At 67.8% G+C, this 13,422-nt stretch carries 13 protein-coding genes; 8 read left to right on the top strand and 5 right to left on the bottom strand.

The genetic code is table 11. The features are described 5' to 3' along the window. The first annotated feature begins 45 nt into the window (after positions 1-45). Together ACM9LZ_RS18015 and ACM9LZ_RS18010 are read left to right on the top strand one after the other, a co-directional pair. The gene (locus ACM9LZ_RS18015; RefSeq protein ID WP_416620894.1) at positions 46-399 is read left to right on the top strand and encodes a hypothetical protein; all 354 of its coding nucleotides are present in this window, start codon (positions 46-48) and stop codon (positions 397-399) included. A 2-nt stretch (positions 400-401) separates the two neighbouring features. After that, positions 402-737 carry a hypothetical protein gene (locus ACM9LZ_RS18010; protein ID WP_416620893.1) on the top strand — a complete coding sequence of 112 codons (336 nt, stop codon included), beginning with the start codon at positions 402-404 and terminating at the stop codon, positions 735-737. Positions 738-950: 213 nt separating this feature from the next. Here the strand turns inward: ACM9LZ_RS18010 and mepA are convergent, their stop codons facing one another. Beyond that, positions 951-1,868 (bottom strand): penicillin-insensitive murein endopeptidase, encoded by a 918-nt coding sequence (gene mepA, locus ACM9LZ_RS18005; RefSeq protein WP_416620892.1) that lies wholly within the window; start codon positions 1,866-1,868, stop codon positions 951-953. Positions 1,869-1,874: 6 nt separating this feature from the next. Beyond that, positions 1,875-2,759, bottom strand: coding sequence for a prephenate/arogenate dehydrogenase family protein (locus tag ACM9LZ_RS18000; RefSeq protein ID WP_416620891.1), 885 nt, complete (start codon positions 2,757-2,759; stop codon positions 1,875-1,877). 257 nt (positions 2,760-3,016) lie between these two features. On the opposite strand from ACM9LZ_RS18000, the gene ACM9LZ_RS17995 reads away from it, so the two are divergent. The 6 genes from ACM9LZ_RS17995 (at position 3,017) to ACM9LZ_RS17970 (ending at position 10,162) form a co-directional block, all read left to right on the top strand. Further along, positions 3,017-4,060, top strand: coding sequence for a hypothetical protein (locus ACM9LZ_RS17995; protein ID WP_416620890.1), 1,044 nt, complete (start codon positions 3,017-3,019; stop codon positions 4,058-4,060). A 303-nt stretch (positions 4,061-4,363) separates the two neighbouring features. Continuing rightward, positions 4,364-4,858: a 30S ribosome-binding factor RbfA gene (gene rbfA / locus ACM9LZ_RS17990; RefSeq protein ID WP_416620889.1), complete on the top strand. Its 495-nt coding sequence runs from the start codon at positions 4,364-4,366 to the stop codon at positions 4,856-4,858. Continuing rightward, positions 4,848-5,786 carry a tRNA pseudouridine(55) synthase TruB gene (truB, locus tag ACM9LZ_RS17985; protein WP_416620888.1) on the top strand — a complete coding sequence of 313 codons (939 nt, stop codon included), beginning with the start codon at positions 4,848-4,850 and terminating at the stop codon, positions 5,784-5,786. The genes rbfA and truB overlap by 11 nt, the downstream gene beginning before the upstream one ends. A gap of 578 nt (positions 5,787-6,364) precedes the next feature. Continuing rightward, positions 6,365-8,605 carry a TonB-dependent receptor gene (locus tag ACM9LZ_RS17980; protein ID WP_416620887.1) on the top strand — a complete coding sequence of 747 codons (2,241 nt, stop codon included), beginning with the start codon at positions 6,365-6,367 and terminating at the stop codon, positions 8,603-8,605. A gap of 49 nt (positions 8,606-8,654) precedes the next feature. Continuing rightward, on the top strand, positions 8,655-9,443 hold the full coding sequence (locus tag ACM9LZ_RS17975; RefSeq protein WP_416620886.1) for a VOC family protein: 789 nt from the start codon (positions 8,655-8,657) through the stop codon (positions 9,441-9,443). 11 nt (positions 9,444-9,454) lie between these two features. Beyond that, positions 9,455-10,162: a VOC family protein gene (locus ACM9LZ_RS17970; protein WP_416620885.1), complete on the top strand. Its 708-nt coding sequence runs from the start codon at positions 9,455-9,457 to the stop codon at positions 10,160-10,162. Positions 10,163-10,292: 130 nt separating this feature from the next. Here ACM9LZ_RS17970 and ACM9LZ_RS17965 read toward each other — a convergent pair whose 3' ends face one another. From ACM9LZ_RS17965 to ACM9LZ_RS17955, 3 genes are all read right to left on the bottom strand, one after another. After that, positions 10,293-10,484 carry a helix-turn-helix transcriptional regulator gene (locus tag ACM9LZ_RS17965; protein ID WP_416620884.1) on the bottom strand — a complete coding sequence of 64 codons (192 nt, stop codon included), beginning with the start codon at positions 10,482-10,484 and terminating at the stop codon, positions 10,293-10,295. Between the two features lie 11 nt (positions 10,485-10,495). After that, on the bottom strand, positions 10,496-10,873 hold the full coding sequence (locus ACM9LZ_RS17960) for a hypothetical protein (protein WP_416620883.1): 378 nt from the start codon (positions 10,871-10,873) through the stop codon (positions 10,496-10,498). Positions 10,874-10,962: 89 nt separating this feature from the next. Beyond that, entirely contained in the window at positions 10,963-13,404 is a 2,442-nt protein-coding gene (locus tag ACM9LZ_RS17955; RefSeq protein ID WP_416620882.1) for a penicillin acylase family protein, read from the bottom strand. Positions 13,405-13,422: the final 18 nt, after the last annotated feature.

The following is a 13,422-nucleotide window of genomic DNA, read 5'->3' as shown; positions in this document are numbered from 1 at the left end:
GGTGACCGCGAAAGGCGGCACCCACCCCAGACCGGAGCCACGGAGATGAGCACCCCCTACCCCGCCAGCCTGACCGTCTATCGTGACGAGGCGACCGGCGCGCAGATTGCGCTGGCCGTTCACCGGCCGGCCGGCGGGGCGATTACGCCCGTGCCGTGGCAGCGGCTGCCCGGTGCCGATCTGGAAGAGGCGGTGGACGCCGCCCTGCGCGCCGCCCGCGCCAACCGGGCCTTCGCCATGGTCGTCCCCGGTGATCGGGGGCGTGATGTCGCCGATCCCGTCGGTGTGCTGTCGCGCTGCCTTGTCCGGGCCGACCTGGACCGGCTGTCGATCGGACCGGAGATGCGCGGGGCCAGCAAGCAGACCCCCGCTCTGGCCCCCGTCCTGGCTGCGGAGTGAGCATGATGAGCGTTGTTCCCGCCCTGGCCCCGCCGCCGGCCGAAGCCCGGCCGACCGATCCCAACCGCACGGCCTGCTTCGCCGTGCTGGCCGAACCCGATCCGGCCAGCCTGCCGCGCGTGCTGGAGTTCTTTGCCAAGCGCGGGCTGGTGCCCGCCTCGGTCCAGTCGCGCCTGTTCGAGGCGGATGAAAGCCTGCATGTCGATGTGCAGGTCCGCACGCTGACGCGCGACGAGTCGGACTATATCGCCCGCTGCCTGCGGGCCATGCCGCTGGTCCGGCAGGTGCTGACGTCGGAACGCCACCGCATGGTCGAAGCCGGTGCGCTGTCCGCCTGACACCCCTCTGCCTTGATCAGAATCTGGTGTTCTGATCAAGGGCATCCCCAGGTGCCGGGCGCCGGGCCGGCAGTCGCCGGCCTAGTGTCGGGCGCCGCCATCCGGCGGCCTAGTGTTGGGCGCCGCCATCCGGCGGCTTGCGGCGCATGGGCGCCGGGCCGGCAGTCGCCAGCCTATACCAGGAGCATGAGTGATAAATTCATGCCCCTGGTATTATTCCGCATACAGCGCCAGACAGGCGGCCGGGGGTGGCGGCGGTGGTTTGGGCGGGCCCGTGGATGGGGGCGGGGGCAGGAACCAGCTTGCCAGTTCCTCCCCGCAGCCATCGCCGGGGGGCGGCTCTTCCTGCCGTTCACATTGCACGGCATCGGCGGGACAGGCCAGCCGCACATGCAGGTGGGCGGCATGGCCGAACCAGGGCCGCAGCTTGCGCAGCCATGACCGGTCGCCCGTCGCCTGTTCGCAGGCGGCCTGTTTTATGGCGGGGTTCACGAAGATGCGGGTGACCTGCGCATCCATCGCCGCCAGTTCCAGAAGCCTTTGCTGCGCCGGGCCGAAACGGGCCGGGTTCACCCGCTGGTGCCGGGTATCGACCATGCCGGGCAGGTCTTCCCGTTCCCGTTGGGCGATGGGCAGCAGAGGCAGGTCGAGAGCGAACCAGATATCGGCGTCCAGGCCCGACTGGTGGCTGGCATGCCCCGTCGCCATGCGGCCGCCGCGCGGCATGGACATGTCACCGATGGCCAGCCGGCCCATTCCGTCGGCCTCCACCCGCGCGCCCAGGCGCGTCAGATAGGCGATCAGGTCGGGATGGCCCCAGTTGCGGCGGCGCGACAGGTTCAGGACCTGGAAACCCGGCCCGTCGGCCGGCAACGCCACCGCCCCACGCACGCAGCCATTGGCATAGGCGCCGATCGGCTCGGCGGGGCCCCCTGCCGGCTGGCGCAGATGTTCGGGCCGGACAGGAGCCGGCGGCTGTTGCCCGCTCTCGTCCCCGGCGCCACCCCGGCCCCCTGGCCCCCCAGCCACGGCCGGGCAGGCGCCCAGCAGCAAGGCCAGCAGGCCCAGGAAGCCGGCACGCGGCCCCCCTTTCCCATTGCGACCCTGGTGCTGGCGGCGTGCGGTGGCCATGGAGGCTCAGGCCTGCTTGGCGTCGATGATCGACCGGCGAATGGCGCGGGTCCGCGTGAACAGGCTTTCCAGCTTCTCCCCCTCGCCCCAGCGGATGGCGCGCTGCAGGGCCGTCAGGTCCTCGGTGAAGCGCTGGATCACCTCCAGCACGGCTTCGCGGTTGTTCAGGAAGATGTCGCGCCACATTACCGGATCGCTGGCCGCGATGCGGGTGAAATCCCGGAAGCCCGAGGCGGAGAAGCGGATCACCTCCGACTTCATCTGTTCTTCCAGGTCGGTGGCCGTGCCGACGATGGTATAGGCGATCAGGTGGGGCAGATGGCTGGTGATGGCCAGCACCCGGTCGTGATGGGCCGGCTCCATCACCTCCATCTGACTGCCGCATCCGGCCCAGAAGGCCGTCAGCCGGTCCAGCGCCTCCGGGTTGGTGCCCGGCAGGGGGGTCAGGATGCACCAGCGGCCCTTGAACAGGGCGGCGAAGCCGCTGTCCGGGCCGGAATGTTCGGTGCCGGCCAGCGGGTGGCCGGGGATGAAATGCACGCCGTCGGGCACATGCGGCCCGATATCGCGGATCACCGACATCTTGACCGACCCGACATCGGTCAGGATGGTGCCTTCGCGCAGATGCGGCCCGATCAGGGCGCCCAGGTCGGCGAAGGCACCGATCGGCGTGGCCAGCACCACCAGATCGCACTCCGACACCAGGGCGGGGTCGGTGCCGGCCTTGTCGGCCAGCCCCAGTTCCAGCACCCGGTCGCAGACGGCCTGTGCCCGGTCCACGCAGGTCACGGCCCCGGCCAGCCCCGGATATTCGACCACGCAGCGGGCGATCGAGGAACCGATCAGGCCGAAGCCGACGATGGCGACACGGGCGAACAGGGGCGTGGTCATGGCAAAGGGCCTTGGGTGGAAAACGGAAGCCGGTCCCGTTCACTATCACGCGGGCAGGCGGGCGTCCAAGCCGAAGGCGGTGGAGTGCCCGAGTCGAAGGCGGTGGAGTGCCCGAGCCGGAGGGGGCGGTCGCGGCGGCAGCGCCGGGTTCTTTGCTGATCGTTTGCAATCAGGCGACGCTTGCGTACCAGCGGTTGCGGGGCGTTTGGCGCCGTCCCATACTGACCCTCTTCTTGGGGGAGGGAAGGGGAAGAACCATGTATAACGACGATGATCTGGATGCAGCGGTCGCGGCCGGCGTGCTGTCCCGCCAGAATGTGGAGGGTCTGCGCCATTTCATGGCGACCCGCCGCGCCGACCAGCAAGGGGGGGAACATGAGCGGTTCCGCCTGCTGACCGGTTTCAACGATATTTTCGTATCGGTCGGCGTGGTGCTGATCCTGGCGGCCGTGGGGTTCCTGGGCGGCCGGGTGCATGGCGCCCTGGGGGCGGCCGGAATCGCGGCGGCAAGCTGGCTGCTGGCTGAATATTTCACCCGCCGCCTGCGCCTGTCCCTGACCAGCATCGTGCTGCTGCTGGGCTTCGCCTCGGGGCTGCTGATCGCCACCCTGACCGGCCTGCTCGACCTGTTCGGGCTGAAGAATATCAGCAGCCCGCTCGATGCCACGGGCGCCGCTGCGGTGGCCGCCATCGTGGCTTGTGTCGGCGTCTGGCTGCACTGGCGGCGTTTCATGGTGCCCGTCACGGTCGCGGCCGGCACCGCCATCGGGCTGCTGGCCTTGCTGGCCCTGCTGCTGACCCTGGCGCCGTCGCTGAAGGAGATGCTGCTGGTTCTGGTTCTGGCCGCCGGGCTGGCCATGTTCGCCGTCGCCATGTATTGGGACGGCCAGGATCGCGGCCGGCAGACGCGCCGGTCCGACGTGGCTTTCTGGCTGCACCTGTCGGCAGCACCCCTGATCATCCACCCCGTCTTTTCCTGGGTCGGGGTGAACGGGGCCGTGCAGGCGGTGGACCCCGGTCTGGCGCTGGTCACCTGCATCGGCACCTATGTGGCGCTGGGGCTGGTGTCGCTGGCCATCGACCGGCGGGCCATGCTGGTGTCGGCCCTGGTCTATGTGATCTATGCGTTGATGGGCCTGTTTTCCATGGCCGGTGCCGCCAACGAGGTGACCTTCGCGCTGGCGGCCCTGGTGATCGGTTCGGGCCTGCTGCTGCTGTCGGCCCGCTGGGATGCCGCCCGCCGTCTGCTGGTCGGGCATATGCCGTCCGGGCTGCAGGGCCTGCTGCCCGTGGTGCGCTGAGGCCGGGGGTGGGGCTCAAGCGGCCGGGTTCAAGAAGGGTGGGGCGCCCGGGGGCCGCCACCCTCACCCGCAATAGTTCCCTGTCTCCCGCCGTCGTCGCCGTGCTAGGCAGGTTCCTCCAGGCCGGGCCATGTGTGGCCCGGCCTGGAGGAACCTGCCGACTCCATGGTTTGCAGATTTTCCGAGCCCGCCCATCTGTGGGCGGAGTTCGGAAAATCTGCTTAGGCACGATGCCCGGATGCATTTTGTGTGAAAGCCCGGTCTTCGGGGTCCCATCCCCCGCCAGGCATAAGGATTGATGTGATGAGCAAGCGACGTGACGGCGGCAGCCATGCCGCCAAGGGCCCCAGCCAGCGCCAGTTGCGCGTGGGCGAGGAAATCCGCCACACCCTGGCCGATATCTTCCGCCGGGGGGAATTCCGCGATCCGGAACTGATGGATCTGAACGTCACCGTGTCGGAAGTCCGGATCAGCCCGGACCTGAAGAACGCCACGGCTTTCGTCATGCCGCTGGGCGGGGCCAAGCCGGAACTGGTCGCGGCGCTGAACCGGGCCGCGGCCTTCCTGCGCACCCAGGTCGCGCATGAGATCCGGCTGCCCTATGCCCCGCGCCTGTCCTTCCAGCTTGATACCAGCTTCGATTACGCGGAGAAGATCGACCGGCTGCTGCACGACCCGCATGTCGCGCGTGACATGGGCGCGGGTGCCGCCGGCATCGCGGACGCGGACCCCGACGATGGGGATGCGCAGGACCGGGATACGCGGGAGGACGGGGCCGGGGACGATCATGGCGCGTAAGCGCAAGGGCGTTCCCCGCCATGGCTGGCTGGTGCTGGACAAGCCCGGCACCATGACCAGCACGCAGGCCATGGCCAAGGTCCGCTGGCTGATGAAGGCGGAGAAGGCGGGCCATGGCGGCACGCTGGACCCCATCGCCACGGGCATCCTGCCCATCGCCTTCGGCGAGGCGACGAAGACCGTCCAATATGCCATGGACGGACACAAGACCTATCGATTCGTCTGCAGGTTCGGGGAGGCGACGGACACCGACGACCGCGCCGGGCAGGTCATCGCCACCAGCCCCGTGCGCCCCACCGATGCGCAGATCGAAAAGGCGCTGGAGGCGTTCCAGGGTCTGATCACCCAGGTCCCCCCCCAATATTCCGCCATCAAGGTCGATGGCGAGCGCGCCTATGACCTGGCGCGGGAGGGGGAGGCCGTGGAACTGGCCGCCCGCACCGTCCGCATCGACGGTTTCCACCTCACCGGCCGGCCGGATGCCGACCATGCCGAATTCGAGGTGGAATGCGGCAAGGGCACCTATATGCGGTCACTGGCCCGCGATCTGGCCCGGGCCGTCGGCACGGTCGGTCATATCACGGTACTGCGCCGGCTGTCCGTCGGGCCCTTCAGCCTGAAGGACGCGGTCACCCTGGAACAGCTTGAACAGGTCGTGGCGGATGGCGTGCCGGACAGCCTGCTGCTGCCCGTGGCCGCCCCGCTGGACCGGCTGCCCGCCATCGACCTTACGTCCGTGGAGGCCGAACGGCTGCGCCATGGCCAGGCGGTCTCCCTGCTGCGCCGGGCCGACCTGACCCGGCTGGAAACCTTGCGCGACGGGGCGGGCGGCGACGGCGCGGCACTGGCCCTGTGCGAGGGATTGCCCGTCGCGCTTGTCCGGCTGGACGGGGCGGAAATCCGCCCGGCCCGGGTACTTAATCTCTAACCCTCCGGCTCTGACCCGGCGGTCCGCTGGCCAGGACGGGTCGGCGATATGTTATTCCCTATAATCTTTCCCTGATCGGTTGTCTCCCGTCCCCATCCATTGATGGCGGTGGATGGGAGAACCGCAGGCGGCGGGCGGTTCGGGACGGGGCCGTGCCGCGGCACAGCCCGGCGCGCCCGCCAGGATGGCCGCACCGACATGGGGGGCATGGGAAGGGCCCCCCGGTGATGCTTCTTGGTTAACAAGGCTTTCGGCCGTTTGCGCCCTTTGCCGTTCCTTGTCCCGATGCTTCCCCCGGCCCGCCGCCTGCCGCGCGCCCACGCTATCGCCGGGCTGCTGCGACGGCTATGCCCTGCCGGGCCGGCTTGTGACGGTCTTGCGGCCGGGCGATTCCAACCCTTCACCGATCGTCCCTGGTCAGTATTTTTGTGCAATTTTGGTTCCGCCGAGCGATCATTTGCGTAACTATCTGAAAAATATGGATTTGATCAGAAACCTTTCGGTTATCGACTGGTATTGATATGGGGCATAATTACTTGTATAACCATACTCACAAAACATAAACACAGGGGGGAAAGATGAATACCCGGCTTCTCGGCACTAGCCTGCTCACGATCGGCCTGCTGTCGCAGGCCCCTGCCGCCATCGCGCAGGCATCCGGCGAATTCGAACTGGAAGAAATCATTGTCACGGCCCAGCGGCGGGCCCAGGGGCTGGCGGAGGTTCCGATCTCCATCAGCGTCGTCGACGGGCAGGAGCTGGAGCGTGCCGGCATCAGCAAGGTCGAGGACCTTTACGCCATCGCGCCATCGCTGTCCTTCTCCCCGGCCCAATCCTCCTCCGGGGCGGGCCTGCGCATCCGTGGTGTCGGCAGCGCGGCGTTCGGGTCGGCGACGGAACCCAGCGTGTCGACCATCGTGGACGGCATCGTCGCGGGGCCCGGCGGATCGGCGCTGGTCGATTTCTTCGATGTCGAGCGGATCGAGGTGCTGCGCGGCCCGCAGGGCACGCTGTTCGGCAAGAACTCCTCCGCCGGTGCCATCAATATCGTCAGCCGCGCGCCGACCAATGAATTTTCCGGCTATGTGAATGCCCGATACGGCGCCAAGCTGCAGGAAACGCGGCTGGAAGGCGCCCTGAGCGGGCCGGTCAGCGAGAATGTCCGGGCGCGCATCGCCGGTTACCGGATGAACCAGGGCAAGGGACAGGTCTATAACCCCGTCCGCGACACCGACGAGAACAAGCGCGAGCGCTGGGGCATCCGCCTGCGCGGCGACATGGATGTCGGCGCCACCAGCATCCAGCTGATCGCCCAGTACGAGGAGCAGGACAATGCCTGCTGCCGGACCAGCTTCTATGGGCTGGACCCCCGCGCCTACGGGGCGCTGACCCGGCTTTATCTGCTGCCCCGGCTGGCGGCCAACGGCGTGGTGCCCGGCCCGGACAACCGTGTCTCGCTGGCCGATGGCCCGCTCAACGAGCAGACGGAAACCATGCAGTTGACCGGCACGGTCAGCCACCAGTTCACCAATGGCGTCACGCTGCGCTCCATCACGGGCTATCGGACCTGGAAGGAACTGGACACGATCGATGTCGATGGCGTCGATGTGAATATCGGCAACGACCCCCGCCAGCAGCGCGACCTGGAACTGTTCAGCGAGGAAATCCAGCTTCTGTCGCCGGACGGGGACCGGTTCGGCTGGGTGCTGGGCGCCTACTACTACCATCACACGCTGAAATCCAACACGATCACGGCCGGCGGCGGCGGCACGATCCTGGGCCAGACATCGACCCAGGGCATCGGCACGACGAAGACCAACAATTACGCCCTGTTCGCCGACGGTACCTATGATCTGGACGATCAATGGCAGATGTTCGCGGGCCTGCGCGGCCTCTACGAGGACCTGTCGGTCGACTCCTATCGCAGCGGCAACTATTTCGCCTTCACGCCCGGCACGTTCCAGGGATCGATCAAGACCGACGACACCAACTGGGTCGGCCGGGCCGGCATCCGCTTCACGCCCGAACGGCGGCAGAGCTTCTATCTCTCCGTTTCCCGCGGGTACAAGGGCCGGGCCATCGACAACAATACGGGCAATGTCTTCTTCCTGAACCCCGAGCGGGCCGTGCTGGACCCGGAAACGGTCCTGTCCTATGAACTGGGCGCCCGGACGAGCTGGTGGCAGAACCGTGTGACCTTCAACGCCACCCTGTTCTACAGCGATTTCAGCGACTATCAGGCCTCCTCCTTCGACAATGTCACCTCCTCCCAGATCCTGCGCAACGCCGGCAAGCTGCGCAGCAAGGGGGTCGAGATGGATTTCTCGGTGAAGCCCTGGGAAGGCGGCAGCCTTTCCGGCGGGGCGGCCTTCGTGGACGCCATCTTCAAGGAATATCGCGGCGCGCCCTGCACCTCGGTTCAGAACGCCACGGCCACCTGCCCGGTGGGCGGCCAGGACCTGTCGGGCCGGCCGCTCTCCAACAATCCGCGCTGGCAGTTCAGCGTGCGCGGCCAGCAGGATTTCGAACTGGGCGGCGGCCAGGAAGCCTATGTGCGGGGTGAATATAACTGGCGCGATGCCGTCGTCTATGGTGGCGACCTGAATCCGGCGACGCGCCAGGCCGCCTTCGGTGTCGCCAATTTCCGTGCGGGCGTCAGCTTCGCCGATGGCCAGTACGAACTGTCGGGCTTCGTGGAGAATGCCTTCGACAAGAGCTATGCGCTGCGCATCTATGACTCGCCGGGCTTCACAGGCTCCTATTCCGCCTTCTTCGGTCCCTCGCGGACCTGGGGTGCCGAATTGCGGGCGCGGTTCTGAACCAGGGATAAGGCAAAGAAAGGGTTTAGGGATGGAAGACAATCCGGAAATGACCCGTCGCACGTTGATGGGTGCCTCCATGGCGGCGCTGGGCCTCTCGGCGATGCCGCTGGCCGGTGCCGGCGCCGCGACCGAGCGGCCGATCCGCATCCGGCACTATGTGCTGGCCACCCATGACATGGAATTCGTGTGCGACCAGATCTATGAGGTGCTGGGCCTGCCCCCCATGCCCAGGAAGGAAGGGCCGGGCGTCACGGAGCAGTATGGTTTCTACAGCACCATGCTGAAGGTGGGGACGACCATGATCGAGGTCGTCCAGCCCATCAAGCCCGACCATCTGCTGAACCGCTGGTTCGATGAACGCGGCGGCGATGGCGGCTTCATGGTGGTGATGCAGACCTTCGACCCCGACGCGCTGAAGGCGCGCGCCGCGGCGGAGGGGCTGGCCCTGACGCGGGACATGATGTTCAAGGGGCAGCACATGCTCCAGTTCGACTACAAGCATTTCGGCACGCATTTCGAACTCTACAAATACACCCCCGAGGAGGATTGGTGGGGTGATCCGCGCAACCGCCCCTATCCCGACGCCCGCGTGGCGTCCGACGTGGTGGGCGGCGAGATCGCGGTGGAGGACCCCGAGGCCATCGCCGCGCAGACGGCCCGGCTGTTCCTGGCCCGGCAGGAGGGGACGCGCGTCCATTTCGAGGACCGGACCCTGAATTTCGTGGAGGCCAAGGGCCAGTGGCGCGGCCTGGTGGCGCTGGACCTGAAGGCGCGGGAAAAGGTGCGGGTCGGTGACTGGGCCCGCATCGGCGGCGTCAAGCTGCGCTTCGTATAAGGGAGGGACGGATGAGCGAGACCAAACCGCACGTGATCCGCCACTATGTCCTGGCCAGCCCCGACATCGATGCCGTATCGGCCCGGATACAGTCCTTCCTGAAGATCGCGCCCGGCCACCGCCACGACATGGGCGAGATTCTGGGCTTCCGCAACGAGATGATGATGATCGGCCCGACGATGTTCGAACTCGTCCAGCCGGTGAAACCCGACCACCGCCTGCATCGCTGGTTTGCCGAGAAGGGCGGGGAGGGCGGCTACATGATCGTCTTCCAGACCTTCGACGCCGAGGCCTTCCGTGAGCGGGCGGCGGCGGAGAAGCTGCGCCTGACCCGCGACATGCTGTTCCGTGGCCAGGATATGATCCAGTTCGATCCCAAGCGGTTCGGCACCTATCTGGAAACCTACAGATATTCGCTGCCGAACGGCTGGTGGGGGGACCCGGTGGGCCGTGATTATGCCCGCAGCGGTGTGGCGTCGGACATTGTGGCCGCCGATGTCGCGGTTGATGCCGCCCCCCCGGCGGAAATCGCCGCCCAGGTGGGCCGGGTGTTCCAGTCCCCCGTGGAAGGAAGCCAGGTGCATTTCCAGGGCAAGCGCGTCCGTTTCGTCCCGGCCGCGGGACGCACCGGCCTTGCCGCACTGGATTTCCAGGCCATCGACCGGTCCGCGGCCGGCACGACGGCCCGCATCTGCAACCTGGATTTCCGTCTGGTATAGTTTCGGCCCGGTCCGCCGATGGTTCTGGCCCAGGGGGGGCCGGAACCAGTCATCCCCCTTCACGCGCAAGGTATCCGTTCCTTGCGCGTGCTTTTTCATGCCTGGCGACAGGATGAAGGCTTCGGCTGCATCAATCATCCTGGAAAATTGCCTCGATCGGCTGGCCGAACAGCCGGGCGATGGCAAAGGCCAGCGGCAGGCTGGGGTCATAGCGGCCATTTTCCAGGGCATTCACGGTCTGCCGCGATACGGCGAGCTTCTCGCCGAGATCGCCCTGCGACCAGCCGCGCTCGGCCCGCAGATCCTTCAATCGGTTCTTCATGTCCCCACCCGTCAGCGATAGCGGTAGCGGGCAACGCCCTGGCCGATGACCCAGAGGCCGGCCATCAGGGGCCAGATGACGAACATCGACAGTTTCGGCAAGCCGGCACCTTCCAGGAAGCCATAGCTGAAGGTCAGCATCGCGGTGGCGGCGAAGGAAAAGGCAATCGCCTCGAACTGCAGCCGGCGCTGGAACTCGTCCATCCGGCGGATATGCCGGGTGATCGCCCACAGGATGGCCACACAGGGCAGCATGGGTAGCAGGGCCGTCGGCACCAGCCATGCATCGGGCACCATCCCCGATTTCACCGCATGGTTGGTGCCCAGCAGCATGCCGGCATAGGCGATGCCGGCGATCAGTTCGATGGCGCAGCGGCGCAAAACAAGCATTGTCCCCTCCATATGTAAAGTATGTTTTACATATGGAGAATGTCGCTCCGGCTTGTCAAGCATGCTTTACATGGAAAGTGTACTTTCCATCAATCCCCCTGTGCCGGCGGTTCCAGGGTCAGGACCCAGCGCGCCTCGCCGGGCAGGAACGGGGTCGGCCGCCCTTCCTGCCAGTCGGCATGACCCGCCAGATAATAGGGGGAGAGCGGGTGGCCGCTCTGGCTGCCGGGCATATGGAAATAGCCGTCGGCCTCGTGGCCGGGGGACACGGCGAATCGCTCGCTGGCCCCGAAGCCCGGTCCCTGGACGCGGGGCATCAGGGTGTCGCCGGGCAGGCTGCGTTCCGGGGGATCGGTCAACCAGCCCACGGGTGGCAGGATGCGGGCCAGCGGATGCTGCACGGCCGACACGTTGCGCTGGCCCCAGGTGAAGCGGTCCAGACCGCCGGCCGTTGCGACCTCCGTCTCCATCCGGGCCAGGGCGGCGTCGATCAGGGCATCCCAGTCATCATATCCCGGCGGCACCAGGCCGGCCGGCCGTTCCACCAGCAGCCGGCGCAGCGGCGCCTCCTGCTGACGGGCCGCCCGGTTGCGGGGCGCTTCCTTTTCCAGCCCCAGATAGGCGCCATAGGTGGTCCCCGCCAGGGCGGAACGGAAGGCCCGCACCAGGCGGTAGCCCGTGCTGTCCGGTATGGCCCGTCCGCCCCAGTTCTCCACGGCTGCCTGCCATCCCGCCAGGCCGGGCCGGTCCTGGCGCGCCCGCAGCGCGGCCAGCAATTGCGCCTGCCAGAAATCCAGGGTGGCGGCGCGGTCGTCCAGTTGGATGGCCAGCATGTCGGTGGGCAGGAAACGGTCACGCGCGAACAGCGCGTCGCGGATCTGTCCCTGGCGTCCGCCCATGTCATAGCCGCCATCGCCCAGCAGGGCATAGGCCTCGCCCCCCACGATGCGGGCATTGGCGGTCCAGATACGGCCATCTTCCGGATTGGCGATGACGGGCACCTGTTCGGGCGGCAGCAAGCCGTGCCAGCCGCGCGTGCCGTCGGCCCAGCTTTCCGGTTGCTGCCCATCGGTGCCGAACCGGGCCGGCACGGCCCCCATGATGGTCCAGGCGACATTGCCGTCCGCATCGCCCACGATCAGGTTCTGCTGCGGCTGCCGGGCGGCGTGGGCCTGGATGATGGCATCGGGGACCGACGCGGCGCGCTCCAGCCCCAGCATGCCGGTCATGTTGATGGCATCCGGTTCATGCGCCGTCCAGCGCAGGGCGATGCGGGTTCCGTCCTCCCGCGTTTCCACCACGGGGCCCCAGATCGTCTCCTCGATCACCATCGGTTCGCAATCGCCCCAGGCGGGGCAGATTTCCTCCGTCACGCGGGTCAGCGGCTTGGGCCCGCCGGGCGTGCGGTACTGGTCCGGCGCGCCGTCCACGGGTTCCAGCACGATGGCGTCGGCCGTGTCGATATAGGAATTGGTGTAGCCCCAGGCCACCTTGCCATTGCTGCCCGCCACCACCAGCGGCATGCCGGGCAGGGTGACGCCCGTGACGTCCAGCGGCTCCGGCCCTGTCTGGCGCAGGCGGGCGCGGTACCAGATGCCCGGCACGGTGACGCCCAGATGCATGTCATTGGCCACCAGCGCCGCCCCGGTGGCGGTCAGCGCCCCGCCCACGGCCCAGCCGTTGCTGCCGGGGCTGGGACCTTCGGCGGGCCAGGGGGTACGGGTGCGTGCCTGGCGCAGATGGTCGGGCAGGCCGGCCGGCATGTCGGGTTGCGGCAGGGCGCTGCCATCCAGGGCGGAATCCAGCGGCGTGCCGCCCGGATAAAGGAACGCCGCCAGCTCGGGCCCCAGCCTTTCCCACACCTGGGCGCGGATGCGGTCGCCCAGTGCCTTGTCGTCCTGAAGGTCCAGATACATGGAATAGACGGCCAGGATGCTGTCTTCCACCTGCCAGGGCCGGGGAGAGGACAGCAGCAGCGTATATTCGAAGGGCCGCCCGCCCAGCGCGGCAAGCCCCTGGTTGACGCCATCGGCATAGGCTTCCAGCAGGCGGCGATGTTCCGGGGTGGCGGTGGCCAGCGCCTGCTGGGCGCGATGGCGGAACCGGTGCAGCCGGCGCTGCCGGTCGATATTCTTCACCACCTCCACCGGGCCCAGCAGGGCCGACAGCTCGCCGGCCGAGGACCGGCGGATCAGGTCCATCTGAAAGAACCGTTCCTGGCCATGCAGGAAGCCCAGCGCCCGGGCCAGGTCGTCGCGGCTGCCGGCTTCCAGCACGGGCACGCCCTGGGCATCGCGGCCGATGGCGACGGCGCCCGTCAGGCCCTGAACCGGATGCGCGCCCTCCAGCAAGGGTCGGGAAGCGTAAAGATTGATGGTGAAGGCCCCGGCCGTCAGGGCCACGACGCCCATAAGCCCCACGACACCATAGCCCAGGCCACGCACCCAGCCGCGTCCCCGTCCCCGTCTCCTTGCACGCGCCACCATCGCCCCCGTTGCGGTTCCGTCGTCGGTGAAGGGCGCAGTTTCCATTTTGGTTAAGGGCTCGGC

Origin of the sequence: Niveispirillum fermenti (genome assembly GCF_048066175.1) — a bacterium.
Lineage (GTDB): Bacteria > Pseudomonadota > Alphaproteobacteria > Azospirillales > Azospirillaceae > Niveispirillum > Niveispirillum fermenti.
Note: the sequence above shows the minus strand (reverse complement) of the source record. Positions and strands in the feature narration are given on the sequence as shown.

Coding starts and splice junctions, on each gene's coding strand:
- ACM9LZ_RS18010 (WP_416620893.1), top strand. CDS start 402: ATGATGAGCGTTGTTCCCGCCCTGGCCCCGCCGCCGGCCGAAGCCCGG.
- ACM9LZ_RS17965 (WP_416620884.1), bottom strand. CDS start 10,484: ATGAAGAACCGATTGAAGGATCTGCGGGCCGAGCGCGGCTGGTCGCAG.
- rbfA (WP_416620889.1), top strand. CDS start 4,364: ATGAGCAAGCGACGTGACGGCGGCAGCCATGCCGCCAAGGGCCCCAGC.
- ACM9LZ_RS17980 (WP_416620887.1), top strand. CDS start 6,365: ATGAATACCCGGCTTCTCGGCACTAGCCTGCTCACGATCGGCCTGCTG.
- ACM9LZ_RS17960 (WP_416620883.1), bottom strand. CDS start 10,873: ATGCTTGTTTTGCGCCGCTGCGCCATCGAACTGATCGCCGGCATCGCC.
- mepA (WP_416620892.1), bottom strand. CDS start 1,868: ATGGCCACCGCACGCCGCCAGCACCAGGGTCGCAATGGGAAAGGGGGG.
- truB (WP_416620888.1), top strand. CDS start 4,848: ATGGCGCGTAAGCGCAAGGGCGTTCCCCGCCATGGCTGGCTGGTGCTG.
- ACM9LZ_RS17975 (WP_416620886.1), top strand. CDS start 8,655: ATGACCCGTCGCACGTTGATGGGTGCCTCCATGGCGGCGCTGGGCCTC.
- ACM9LZ_RS17970 (WP_416620885.1), top strand. CDS start 9,455: ATGAGCGAGACCAAACCGCACGTGATCCGCCACTATGTCCTGGCCAGC.
- ACM9LZ_RS18000 (WP_416620891.1), bottom strand. CDS start 2,759: ATGACCACGCCCCTGTTCGCCCGTGTCGCCATCGTCGGCTTCGGCCTG.
- ACM9LZ_RS18015 (WP_416620894.1), top strand. CDS start 46: ATGAGCACCCCCTACCCCGCCAGCCTGACCGTCTATCGTGACGAGGCG.
- ACM9LZ_RS17995 (WP_416620890.1), top strand. CDS start 3,017: ATGTATAACGACGATGATCTGGATGCAGCGGTCGCGGCCGGCGTGCTG.
- ACM9LZ_RS17955 (WP_416620882.1), bottom strand. CDS start 13,404: ATGGAAACTGCGCCCTTCACCGACGACGGAACCGCAACGGGGGCGATG.